The 12021-nt window shown below is 67.3% G+C and carries 10 protein-coding genes; 3 read left to right on the top strand and 7 right to left on the bottom strand.

Annotated features, from left to right (window positions below; all coding sequences use genetic code 11):
* Together CRM90_RS23550 and CRM90_RS31360 are read left to right on the top strand one after the other, a co-directional pair.
* Nucleotides 1-1413 (top strand): class II fumarate hydratase, encoded by a 1413-nt coding sequence (locus CRM90_RS23550; protein WP_102809353.1) that lies wholly within the window; start codon nucleotides 1-3, stop codon nucleotides 1411-1413.
* Nucleotides 1414-1838: 425 nt separating this feature from the next.
* Nucleotides 1839-3233, top strand: coding sequence for a hypothetical protein (locus CRM90_RS31360; protein ID WP_158249048.1), 1395 nt, complete (start codon nucleotides 1839-1841; stop codon nucleotides 3231-3233).
* Here CRM90_RS31360 and CRM90_RS23535 read toward each other — a convergent pair.
* From CRM90_RS23535 to CRM90_RS23505, 7 genes are all read right to left on the bottom strand, one after another.
* Nucleotides 3230-4429, bottom strand: coding sequence for a cation:proton antiporter (locus CRM90_RS23535; protein ID WP_102809351.1), 1200 nt, complete (start codon nucleotides 4427-4429; stop codon nucleotides 3230-3232). The genes CRM90_RS31360 and CRM90_RS23535 overlap by 4 nt on opposite strands.
* A gap of 13 nt (nucleotides 4430-4442) precedes the next feature.
* Nucleotides 4443-5324, bottom strand: a complete 882-nt coding sequence (locus CRM90_RS23530) for a polysaccharide deacetylase family protein (RefSeq protein WP_102809350.1) — start codon at nucleotides 5322-5324, stop codon at nucleotides 4443-4445.
* Nucleotides 5325-5372: 48 nt separating this feature from the next.
* A complete protein-coding gene (gene phoH2, locus CRM90_RS23525) occupies nucleotides 5373-6692 on the bottom strand; it encodes an RNA 5'-3' helicase PhoH2 (RefSeq protein ID WP_102809349.1) in 1320 nt (439 codons plus the stop codon).
* A 185-nt stretch (nucleotides 6693-6877) separates the two neighbouring features.
* Nucleotides 6878-7705 carry an acyl-ACP desaturase gene (locus CRM90_RS23520; protein WP_102809348.1) on the bottom strand — a complete coding sequence of 276 codons (828 nt, stop codon included), beginning with the start codon at nucleotides 7703-7705 and terminating at the stop codon, nucleotides 6878-6880.
* Nucleotides 7706-7775: 70 nt separating this feature from the next.
* Nucleotides 7776-9233 (bottom strand): glycine hydroxymethyltransferase, encoded by a 1458-nt coding sequence (locus CRM90_RS23515; RefSeq protein WP_102809347.1) that lies wholly within the window; start codon nucleotides 9231-9233, stop codon nucleotides 7776-7778.
* A gap of 95 nt (nucleotides 9234-9328) precedes the next feature.
* Nucleotides 9329-9670, bottom strand: a complete 342-nt coding sequence (locus CRM90_RS23510) for a hypothetical protein (RefSeq protein WP_233209477.1) — start codon at nucleotides 9668-9670, stop codon at nucleotides 9329-9331.
* 211 nt (nucleotides 9671-9881) lie between these two features.
* Complete coding sequence (locus tag CRM90_RS23505; protein ID WP_102809346.1) at nucleotides 9882-11099, bottom strand: DUF885 domain-containing protein; 1218 nt, start codon at nucleotides 11097-11099, stop codon at nucleotides 9882-9884.
* Between the two features lie 30 nt (nucleotides 11100-11129).
* Between CRM90_RS23505 and coaA the strand changes: the two genes are divergently transcribed.
* Nucleotides 11130-12021 (top strand): type I pantothenate kinase (gene coaA, locus CRM90_RS23500; RefSeq protein WP_102809410.1); only part of this gene is annotated, 892 nt, incomplete at its 3' end.

Here is a 12021-nt window from a genome sequence, read left to right as displayed (position 1 = left end):
ATGACCGACAGTGCTGTCGAGGGCGAATACCGCATCGAGCACGACACCATGGGCGAGGTCCGGGTACCGAAAGACGCCCTGTGGCGCGCCCAGACCCAGCGGGCCGTCGAGAACTTCCCGATCTCCTTCCGCGGCCTGGAGCGCACCCAGATCCGCGCGCTGGGCTTGCTGAAAGCCGCATGCGCACAGGTGAACAAGGACCTGGGCAAGCTGTCCGCGGAGAAGGCCGACGCGATCATCGCCGCCGCCGGTGAGATCGCCGACGGGCTGCACGACGACCAGTTCCCCATCGACGTGTTCCAGACCGGGTCGGGCACCAGCTCCAACATGAACGCCAACGAGGTGATCGCCTCGATCTGTGAGCGCAACGGCGTGACGGTGCACCCGAACGACGACGTGAACATGTCGCAGAGCTCCAACGACACCTTCCCCACCGCCACGCACATCGCGGCGACGGAAGCCGCTGTGCGGCACCTGATTCCGGCGCTCGAGGTGCTGCATGAGTCGCTGGCCGGCAAGGCCCGCCAGTGGCGCACCGTGGTGAAGTCCGGGCGCACCCATCTGATGGACGCCGTCCCGGTGACCCTGGGCCAGGAGTTCGGCGGCTATGCCCGCCAGGTCGAGGCCGGCATCGAACGAGTGAAGGCCACCCTCCCCCGCCTCGGCGAGCTGGCCATCGGCGGCACCGCGGTCGGCACCGGACTCAATGCCCCGGACGGCTTCGGCGCCAAGGTCGTCGACGTGCTCGTCGCGCAGACCGGTCTGGCCGAATTGCGCACGGCGAAGGACTCTTTCGAGGCTCAGGCCGCCCGCGATGGGCTGGTGGAGGCGTCCGGCGCACTGAAGACCATCGCAGCGTCGTTCACCAAGATCGCCAACGACATCCGCTGGATGGGCTCGGGCCCGCTGACCGGCCTGGGCGAGCTCCAGCTCCCCGACCTGCAGCCGGGCAGCTCGATCATGCCGGGCAAGGTCAATCCGGTGATCCCCGAAGCGGTCACCCAGGTGGCCGCGCAGGTCATCGGCAACGACGCCGCCATCACGGTCGGCGGCCTGTCGGGTGCGTTCGAGCTGAACGTGTACATCCCGATGATGGCGCGCAACCTGCTGGAGTCGTTCACGCTGCTGTCCAACGTGTCGAAGTTGTTCGCCACCAAGTGCATTGACGGCCTGATCGCCAACGAGGAGCACCTGCGCGAGCTCGCCGAGTCGTCGCCGTCGATCGTGACGCCGCTGAACTCGGCGATCGGTTACGAGGAGGCCGCGAAGGTCGCCAAGCAGGCGCTGAAGGAGAAGAAGACGATCCGGCAGACGGTCATCGACCGCGGCCTGATCGGCGACAAGCTCTCCGAGGAAGAGCTCGACAAGCGCCTCGACGTGCTCGCGATGGCGAAGGTCCGCGACGGCGAGTGAGCGCTTGCGCTAACGAGCAGTAGCTCAAAGTCGAGGGGCCGGGTTCACAACCCGGCCCCTCGATTTGCGTTGGGCCCGAATAGGTCGATGCCGGGGCACGGACTCCCACCCCTGACAAAGTCGTGTCACCATCGGGACAGCTAACCCGAATTTCAGCACTGCTCGCGATGGCAAATACTTTCTGCCGCACCCGCTCACGTGGTTGAGCCGACAGAGCAGGCGCCTGGCCGGTCCGAGCTTGGCCGAATTTTGCTGTGGTGACGTCAATTTCGGCAGATGATCTTGTCTCGCAGCACCCGACTCCACCGGTCTGTGACAATTTTGCCGAAATCCTTGACCGCCGATTCAGCAAACGCCTACATTGAGCCATCCGCTCACAGCAAACACTCAAGTTTGTTCGGTGGCGTTGACTCAAGGGGGTTCGCATGTCCAAACATCGCAAGGTCGGCCGTCCCGCAGGCATGTCAGCTCGGCGATGCATCACCGCCGGGGTCGGCGGAACGGCGATGCTGAGCGTCGGCGTCCTGCTCGCCTCCTCCCCCGACACGCCGGCGCCGGCGACCTTGTCGCCCGCGGTCCAACTGGCGTCGTTCGGATCGCCGTTGGCGCCCTCACCGTTGAGCCCCGGCTCGGACCTGTGGTTCCTCGACAACCACAACTCGTTGATCGGCGGTGCGTTCACGCCCACCGCACTCGCCTCCGCCGTCACTGTCAACGGTTTCGACGTCTTTCGGCCGATCGGCCGTGGTGGCTGGCTGATCGGTGACGGACTCGACGCCCAAGAAGGTTGCACGGGTACCGCGTGCAACGGCGGCAACGCCGGCATCCTGTTCGGCCGCGGCGGTGACGGCCTGAACGGAGGCAACGGCGGCAACGGCGGCCTCTTCTTCGGCACCGGCGGCACCGGCGGCAATGGCCTGGCCGGTGAAGTCGGCGGCCGCGGCGGCAACGGCGGGCTCTTCTTCGGTGCAGGCGGTGCCGGCGGTCAAGGTGGCGCCGGCACCATAGGCACCATCTCGTCGGTCACCGGCGACAAGGGCGGAGCCGGCGGCCAAGGCGGAAACGGCGGATTCTTCGGCGGCGCCGGCGGCTCGGGCGGGACCGGCGGCCTCGGCGGCGCCGGGTACGGCAACCCGGCGGGAGTGGTCCCACCCGGCACCGGCGGTGACGGCGGAGACGCCGGGGCCGGGGGCAACGGCGGCTTCCTCGCCGGCAACGGGACGACCGGAAACGGCGGCGACGGTGGCGTCGGCGGAGACGGCGTCCACAGCAACGATCCCGCTGTCCCCGGCGGCAACGGCGCCGACGGTGGCAACGGCGGCGCGGGTGTGGTCGGCGGGACGGGCGGCCAAGGCGGTCAAGGCGGCACCGGTGGTCCGAACCTCGGCGCGGACGGAGTCGGCGGAACCGGCGGTAATGGCGGCAAGGGCGGTAAGGGCGGCACCGGCAGCACGACCGGCGGAACCGGCGGCCAAGGCGGTCAGGGCGGCACCGGCGGTCAGGGCGGCACCGGCGCGGGTGCTGCGGGAGGCAACGCCGGCACCGCCGGTCAGGGTGGTCAGGGCGGAACGAGTTCTACCGGCGCGGGCGGTAAGGGCGGCAAAGGCGGCACCGGCGGTACCGGCGGCTCGACCGGTGCGGGCGGGACCGGCGCCAACGGCGGAACCGGAGGTGCCGGTGGCGGCGGTGGCGCCGGCAGCAGTGGCGCGACACCCGGCAACGGCGGAAACGGAACGAATCCCGGCAACAACCACAACGGGGCCAACGGTGGCACCGGCGGTGCCGGTGGCAGCGGGGGTGACGGCGCCGGCGCCGCCTAGGCGCGGCGGCGCTGCCGGTAGCGTGAAATCCCAAGGGGCGCAGTGATACTGTGCACCACCAGGCTCAGCGTCACCGCGATCACTCCGGCTTGGGTGAGCACATCGGGATGTTGGATCTCACCGCGCTCGATCACCAGCAGCCCCAGCACCACGGTGCCGATCCCCCTCGGTCCGAACCAGCCGATGAATACCCGGCTGTAGCCGGGTAGGTCGGTGCGGATCAACGCGACCAGCACCGCGATCAGGCGCACCCCGAACACCGCCACGACGCAGAACAGCACCACTCGCCAACTCGTATGCTGCCAGGCGTCGATCACCGCGAACGCGCCGAACATCGCGAACACCAACAGCTCCAGCAGCTGCGCGGTCGCATCGGAAACCTGGTTCGACACTTGGGTGTTGCTGCGCCGCGCCACGACCGCGAATGCCAGACCACCGGTGAAGGCGGCGACGAATCCGCTGGCGTGTACCCGCTCCCCGAACTCGAAACAGATCAGCGCGACGGCCAGGGTGGCCAGTTGAGCCCAGGTGTCGTTCATCCACTCCCGCCGCCGCGACCACGCGATCACCGCCGCGCCCAACAGTCCGACGGCCGCCCCGATCGCCAACGACACCACCTCGGTGCGCACCACGAACCACGTCCAGTCCCGCGGGCGTTCGTCGGTGTGCGCCGAGGCCAACGCGAGTGCGGCCAGCAGCACGGCCAGTGCGAAGCCGTCGTAGAAGCCGCTTTCCACCGACAGAGCGTTGCGCACCCGCTCCGGAATCCGGCCGTCTTCGGTCAGCGCTTCGATGAGCGCCACCTCAGTGGGCGCCACGATCGCCGCCAGGCACACCGCCTCCCACCACGGCAACACCGGGAGCAGCGCCGCCGCGGTCAGTGTGCCCAGCACCAGAGTCAGCGGTATGCCGATCACCAGCAGCCGGAACGTGACGTGCCCACGCCGGAGCACCTTGCCCGGATCCAGCTTGGCGGCCTGGTTGAACAGGATCACGGTCAGCGCGAGCTGCGCCAGGATCGTGAAGCCCTCGGTGCCGGGACCGGCTTGCAGGAGGTTGAAACCGAAGGGGCCGAACAACATTCCCAGCCCGACGAAGATCAACGCCGGCGCGACGTACCACCGGCCGACCAAGCCCGACACCACGGCATAGGCCAGGACCAGCAGGGTCAGGACGAACGAGGTGGCGGTGTGCACCTAGGCGCGCCGACTACGCGCCGTTGTTGGAGCCGCCGGAATTGGCCCCCGGGATGTCGGTGATCGGAATGTTCGGCATCGGTTTGGGCGACGGGGTGGCGGGCAGGGTCGGGATGTCGCTGGCGGGGATGTCCTGGAGTTCGTTGGCCGGCGGTCCGTTGTCACGGCTGCCGTACACGCTGCCCGGCGCGCGCGGGCCCAGCATCTGGGTCACGGTGACCAGGTGATAGCCGTTGGCTTTCAGCACCGGGATGAACTGCTCGACCAGGTCCACTGTGGACGAGTAGACATCGTGCAACAGCACCACCGAGTTGGGCTTGATCTGGGTCATCAGCATGTACCGGGTGGCGGCGGTGTTGGAGTCGTTCATCCAGTCGAACGGGATCACATCCCACAGGATCGCGGCGAGCCCGTACTGGGCGGCAACCTTGTTGACCGCATCGTTGGTGAGCCCGCCGGCCGGCCGCCACAGCACCGGGGTCTGTCCGGTGGCCGCCTTGATCGCGTCGTTGGCCTTGCTGAACTGGGCCGGCACATCCTCCGGGGGGATCGTCGTCATGTTCGGGTGTTCCCAGGTGTGGCTGCCCAGCTCCATGCCGGCGTCGACCACCCGTTTCGCGCCGGCCGGGTTGGCCGCCACCTTGTTGCCGATCTCGAAGAAGGTGGCCTTGGCGTCGTTGTCGTTGAGGATGCCCAGCAGCCGGTCGGTGTACGGCGACGGCCCGTCGTCGAAGGTCAACGCCACACACTTGACCACCGAGCAGTCGACGGAATCAGCCTTGGCCACCTTGACGTGCCCGGTGAAGCCCCCGATGACGACGACGGCCACGCCCGCCACGACACCTACGACAGTTCGCAGATAGGACCAGGACAGGCTGTCGGGACGGCGTGACACGCGACTGATTTTACCGGGCCAAGCTGCCTGGTCCCTGACACCCGCCCGTCAGGGCAGGGCGCCAGGGCTGATCTCCTCGAGCATCTCGGTGACCAGCGCGGCGATCGGGGAACGTTCGCTGCGCATCAGCGTGATGTGGGCGAACAGCGGATGCCCCTTGAGCTTCTCGATGACCGCGGCCACACCGTCGTGACGCCCGACCCGGAGGTTGTCGCGCTGCGCGACGTCGTGGGTCAGCACCACCCGCGAGCCGCTGCCCAGCCGCGACAGCACGGTCAACAGCACGTTGCGCTCCAGCGACTGCGCTTCGTCGACGATCACGAACGAGTCGTGCAGCGAACGGCCGCGGATGTGCGTCAGGGGCAGCACCTCGAGCATCCCGCGGGAGAGGACCTCTTCCAGCACCGCCGGTGACGCCAGGCCCTCGAGGGTGTCGAAGACGGCCTGCGCCCACGGGCCCATCTTGTCGCTCTCGCTGCCCGGCAGGTAGCCCAGGTCCTGGCCGCCGACGGCGTACAGCGGGCGGAACACGACGACCTTGCGCTGGGTACGGCGCTCCAGCACCGCCTCCAGACCTGCGCACAGCGCCAGCGCCGACTTGCCGGTGCCTGCCTTGCCGCCCAGCGACACGATGCCCACCGATTCGTCGAGCAGCAGGTCGAGGGCGACGCGTTGTTCGGCGGACCTTCCGCGGAGGCCGAACACTTCGCGATCACCCCGCACCAGCTGAACCTTCTTGTCAGGGTTCACCCGGCCCAGCGCACTGGAGTTGGCGCCGAGCAGTCGAACACCGGTGTGGCACGGCAGATTACGCGCCTCCTCCAGATCGATCTCGCCCTCGGCGAAGATCGTGTCGACATCCTCGGGGGCCACATCGAGCTCGGTCATCCCGGTCCAGCCCGAGGTGATCACATCCTGGGCGTGGTATTCGTCGGCCAGCAGACCGACCGCGCCTGCCTTGACCCGCAGCGGAATGTCCTTGCTGACCAACGTGACTCGCTTGCCCTCGGCAGCGAGGTTGGCGGCGACCGTCAAGATCCGCGTGTCGTTGTTCTCGGTGCGGAACCCGGACGGCAGCACCGACTGGTCGCTGTGGTTGAGTTCGACGTTGAGCGTTCCGCCTTGTGTGCCAATGGGTATCGGCTGATCCAAGCGACCGTGTTCCAGACGGAGATCGTCGAACAACCGCAGCGCCTGTCGGGCGAACCATCCCAACTCGTGGTGGTGGCGTTTGGCTTCCAGTTCACTGATGACCACGAGCGGTACCACCACTTCGTGTTCGGCGAACCGGGTGCACGCCCACGGGTCGGACAACAGAACTGAGGTGTCGAGCACATACGTCCGAACGGGCGACTGCGAATCGGTCACTGGGCGCTCCTGTAGTTCACGCGGTCCCCGCGAACCCCTCGGCGGACACTGCGGCACCAGGACCGGGACCGGTCCTGTCGTAGTCGAAACGATAGGTACCGCCCGGACAGCAGAGCATGTCGCTAGCCATCGAAAGTGACGCTACTCCGGTCCCAGCGCGCTTGCCGATCAGGCGCGCGGGCGTGTTATGAGCGAACGAATTTCTTCAGCACCGACTCGTCGTTCAGACCCCAGGCGGCGATGCGGTCGGCGACCACCGTGCGCGACGCGTCGAAGTCGAAGATGCCGGCCCGGGCAACGTTGTTCAGCTTGTCCTGGTACTCCCAGATGTCGCCGCCGACCAGACCGAAGCCGACCGCCCGGCGGGCGATCGAGTTGATGGTCGAGTCGCGATGGGTTTGCAGGCAGTGCGCAACCAGGTTGGCGAAGAACTCTTCGTGCCGTTCTTCGTCGGCCGCGATCCGGCCGACGAGTCCTTTGAGTACCGGCTCGTCGATCTTGGCCTCGAGGTTGCGGGTGAAGACGGCGTGCGCGCGCTCGTAGAGCGCCATGAAGACCAGCGTCTCGATCTGGGTGAACTGATCGGCCCGGTACCCGCGCATGACGTGCGCGACCCGGACGTCCTCGTTGGCGGTCGGGTCGAAGTTGCGGGTGACCACGAGGTAGTTCCGCACCGCGATGGCGTGCAGGTTCTCCTCGGCGGTCCACCGGCCCAGCCAGCGGCCCCACTTGTCCTCGAGGATGAAGTGCTCGACCAGCTCGCGGTGATACCCGGCGAGGTTGTCCTTGGTGATCAGCAGGATCTCCAAGGCGTCGACGACGTCCGAGGGCAAGGTGACCTGGGAGGGCTCCCAGTCCTTGCCGCCCAGGAAGGCGAAGTTCTCGCCCTGGTCGAACGGGACGTAGTCATGGCCGTACCACTCATCGGCGGTGGCCAGATAGCGAACCAGATTGTCAGCGACAACCGGCTCGAGTTCGAGCGTCAGCGCATTCGCGACAGGTTTCTGTGCCATGAAGTAACTGTAACTCAAAGACACGGGTGTTTGAAAACCCGGCCACCGGCGTTTCGCCGTCCCACTGCCCCTAGAGAGTCAGACCCGGGTACAGCGGATTGGCCTCGAGCATTTCGGCGGCGGCGGCGTGCACCCGATCGGCGGTGCCGTCGGCCAGCGTGTACTTGGCCTTTGAGGTTCCCTCGGCCTGCGTGTTGGACAGCACCTCGACCACCAGCTCGGCAACCCGGTCGAACTCCTCGGGACCGAACCCGCGGGTGGTCAGCGCCGGCGTACCGAACCGGATACCGCTGGTGTACCAGGCGCCGTTCGGGTCGGACGGGATCGCGTTGCGGTTGGTGACCACACCGGAATCCAGCAGAGCGGACTCGGCCTGGCGGCCGGTCAGCCCGTAGGACTGGACGTCGAGCAGCACCAGATGGTTGTCGGTGCCACCGGTGACCAGGGTGGCGCCGCGCTTGAGCAGACCCTCGGCGAAGGCCTTGGCGTTGTCGGCGATCCGCTGGGCGTAGGCCTGGAACGACGGTTGGCGCGCCTCCGCGAGCGCAACGGCCTTGGCCGCCATGACGTGTGACAGCGGTCCACCCAGCACCATCGGGCAACCCTTGTCGACGGCGGGCGCGAACTCCTCGGTGGCCAGCACCAGGCCACCGCGCGGGCCGCGCAGCGACTTGTGCGTGGTCGTGGTGGTGACGTGGGCGTGCGGCACCGGATCCTCGTCACCGGTGAAGACCTTGCCTGCGACCAACCCAGCGAAGTGCGCCATGTCGACCATCAAGGTCGCGCCGACCTCGTCGGCGATCTCGCGCATCGTGGCGAAGTTGACCCGCCGCGGGTAGGCCGAATAGCCCGCGACCAGGATCAGCGGCTTGAACTCCTTGGCGGCGGCGCGGACGGCGTCGTAGTCGATCAGGCCGGTCTCGTGATCGGTGCCGTAGCTGCGTTGGTGGAACATCTTGCCGGAGATGTTGGGCCGGAAACCGTGGGTGAGGTGACCACCCGCGTCCAGCGACATGCCCAGCAGCCGCTGGCTGCCCAGCCGCGCACGCAGCCGTTCCCACTCGGCCTCGGACAGGTCGTTGATGTGCTTGACCCCCGAATCGGTCAGCGCGGGCGCCTCGATCCGGGTGGCCAGGATGGCCCAGAACGCGACCAGGTTGGCATCGATACCCGAGTGCGGCTGGACGTAGGCGTAGGGGGCGCCGAAAAGTTCGCGCGCATGCTCGGCGGCCAGCGACTCGACGGTGTCGACGTTCTGGCAGGCGGCGTAGAACCGGTGCCCGACGGTGCCCTCGGCGTACTTGTCCGAGAACCAGGTGCCCATGGTCAGCAGCACGGCGGGTGAGGCGTAGTTCTCGCTCGCGATCAGTTTCAGCGAATCCCGTTGATCGGCAAGCTCTTTGCGGGTCGCATCGGCAATCCGCGGCTCGACGGACTCGATGACCTGAAGTGCCGCCCGGTACGCCTCGCTGGCGGTGGCGGCATAGTCGGCGCCCTGAGCGGCGGCCGCAATCGCGTCGGTGGACATACTCCGAGCCTATCCGCAACCAATAGGAGCTCAGACGAGTGCCCGGCAATTCTCGTCGGCCCGCGGCGCCAACCCCGCTGACCCATCACGACGAGCTATTGCGAATCGGCAGTCGTGGGCTTCCACAGGTGCACAGGCAGTGGAAATGCCGAATCGAGTTGCGCAGATTCAGGGCTGTCCGCCAATCCGACCTCGTAGAGCCCTGCAGATTCAATCCAGATTGGTAGATGGTGCACGAAAACCCGGAACTTGACTGGCGACTCGGGCTCGTCGGGCCAATGCCAAGCGAACTCCAAGAGTCCTACTCGCTCACCTTCCGGCGACTTGGCGACGATGTAGCGGCGCGGATCCATGTCAGCACCGTTGTTTGTGTAAACCGCAAGGACGAACGGAACAATTATCTGTCCCGGCAAAGTCTCGAGGTAGCAGTGCGTCATGGGGAATCCTTCTGCCAGGACCCCTCCTGCCGGTTCGAGCTCTGACTTTCGCGACGGCGCGAAGGCGACAACGTGCATGACGTACTCCCTGTTTGAAATTCGCACAACCGGCCCGCGGCCGGTCGCAGCCTATCGCAGTGCGAAACGGTGCGTACCCGCGACGCCATTGTTCGGTGACGTGGCCAAATCGCCCATTCCGGAACCTCACGCCTCACTCAATGCCAGCCCGCAATGTCGATGGAATGAGCGGCTCGTCGAGCAGCCGGCCGAAGCGTTCGGTCAGACCCACCCCGGCCGGCCGGTCGTCGAGCCAGCCCCGCAGCAGACGGTATCCCTCGACGTAGGTGCTGGTGTAGGCCCGCCACAGCGGGGAGGACAGGAACCGCAGCATCTGCCGCGCCCGGGTGTCGTCGACCAGCAGCCAACGCTGCAGAAAGGCGACGACGTCGTCGACGTCGCGGTGCTCATCGTGGAGCATCAGCGCGGCGTCCTGGCGGACGTCAGCCAGGGCCGCCGTCGCTTCCGACAGCGCCTCGGCACGCTCGCCGTCGAATCGCAACCCGAGGTCGGCGTAGATGTCCCCGGCCCAGCTCCCCCAGCCCGGCCCGACCGCGGCATACAGCGCCAGATCGGCCAGCCCCTCGGCCATCAGGCACTGCGGGGTGTTGACCAGGAAGATGGTCTGCTCCTGCTGATCCTGGCCGGCCACCAGTCCGGCCTCCTTGCGGCAGTGCTCGGTGTGGTGGCCGGGGTAGGACTCGTGGGCGACCAGCCGCGGCAGGTTCGCCATCTGCTGCTTGAGGTCGGCATTGACCGCGACGGTCGAGGTGTAGTTGCCGTTGTAGTAGTTGAAGCCCGACCACGGCTTGTCGGTGACCACCTCGTAGACGATGGTCTCGGCATCGGGCAGCGGGTAGGTGGCCCGCACCGTGTCGCGCAGCGCGCTGGAGAACGCGTGAATGCACTCCTCGAGCCGTTCGGGCGGGATCTCGTCGGAGCGGCGGTGCGCTTCCATCCGGTCGGCCAGCGGGCCGCTGCCGCCGAGTACCTCGCCGATGCGGGCGTGGGCGGCGCGATAGCGCTCGGGGTCGCCGCGACTGATCTCGACGTCGAAGTAGTTCCGAACCTCGTCGACGAAGCCCACCTCCTCGCCGGCGAACTTGCGCGCGGAGAACTGCAGGGCCCGCAGGTGCGCACCGATGAAGTCGGCGCGCTGGTCGGTGAAGCCATCTACGCGGGCGACGCCGGGCAGTTCGGTCAGCAACCGATCGGCCTGCCGGGCCAGTTCGGCCGGCTCGGGAGCGGGCTCGCCGGCCACGGCGCGGCGCAATTCGGGATCGCCGGTGAAGGAGTCGACGTAGCCTTCCTCGATACGGTCGAACCGCAAACCGAGGGTTAAGTAATCGCGGATAAGGGTGCCGGGCTGCATGTCAACCAAGCTAACTGCAAGACTGGCACCATGGCGCGGCTGAGCGAACCCAGCCCTTACGTCGAGTTCGACCGGAGTCAATGGCGTTCCCTGCGCATGTCGACTCCGTTGAAGCTCACGGAGGACGAACTGGTTGGGCTGCGCGGCCTGGGCGAGCAGATCGACCTGCTCGAGGTCGAAGAGGTCTACCTTCCGCTGGCCCGTCTCATCCACCTACAGGTGGCCGCGCGTCAGCGACTGTTCGCCGCCACCTCCGAGTTCCTCGGTGAGCCGCAGCAGAACCCGGACCGGCCGGTGCCGTTCATCATCGGTGTGGCGGGCAGCGTGGCCGTCGGCAAGTCGACCACCGCCCGCGTGCTGCAGGCGCTGCTGGCTCGCTGGGAGCACCACCCCCGCGTCGACCTGGTCACCACCGACGGCTTCCTGTATCCGAACGCCGAGCTGAACCGCCGAAACCTGATGCATCGCAAGGGCTTTCCGGAGAGTTACAACCGTCGCGCGCTGATGCGGTTCGTGACGACGGTGAAGTCCGGCGCCGATCAGGTGTGCGCCCCGGTGTACTCACACCTGATCTACGACATCGTCCCGGGCGAGAAGCATGTCGTCACGCACCCCGACATCCTGATCCTCGAGGGACTCAACGTCCTACAGACGGGTCCGACCCTGATGGTGTCGGACCTGTTCGACTTCTCGGTATACGTCGACGCCCGCATCGAGGACATCGAGAAGTGGTACGTCGACCGGTTCTTGGCTATGCGGGCGGGCGCGTTCGCGAACCCGGCCTCGCACTTCCACCACTACGCGGGGCTGACCGACACCCAGGCCGTCGCCGCCGCCCGGGAAATCTGGAGTTCGATCAACCGGCCCAACCTGATCGAGAACATCCTGCCGACCCGCCCGCGGGCAACGCTGGTGCTGCGCA

Source organism: Mycobacterium sp. ENV421 (assembly GCF_002887815.1).
In the GTDB taxonomy this organism is placed as follows: domain Bacteria; phylum Actinomycetota; class Actinomycetes; order Mycobacteriales; family Mycobacteriaceae; genus Mycobacterium.
This window is presented reverse-complemented; position numbering and strand designations above follow the sequence as displayed.

Bases quoted from the DNA above. Each gene is read 5' to 3' on its own strand.
- CRM90_RS23550 (WP_102809353.1), top strand. From the start codon at position 1: ATGACCGACAGTGCTGTCGAGGGCGAATACCGCATCGAGCACGACACC.
- CRM90_RS31360 (WP_158249048.1), top strand. From the start codon at position 1,839: ATGTCCAAACATCGCAAGGTCGGCCGTCCCGCAGGCATGTCAGCTCGG.
- CRM90_RS23520 (WP_102809348.1), bottom strand. From the start codon at position 7,705: ATGGCACAGAAACCTGTCGCGAATGCGCTGACGCTCGAACTCGAGCCG.
- CRM90_RS23515 (WP_102809347.1), bottom strand. From the start codon at position 9,233: ATGTCCACCGACGCGATTGCGGCCGCCGCTCAGGGCGCCGACTATGCC.
- CRM90_RS23510 (WP_233209477.1), bottom strand. From the start codon at position 9,670: ATGACGCACTGCTACCTCGAGACTTTGCCGGGACAGATAATTGTTCCG.
- CRM90_RS23505 (WP_102809346.1), bottom strand. From the start codon at position 11,099: ATGCAGCCCGGCACCCTTATCCGCGATTACTTAACCCTCGGTTTGCGG.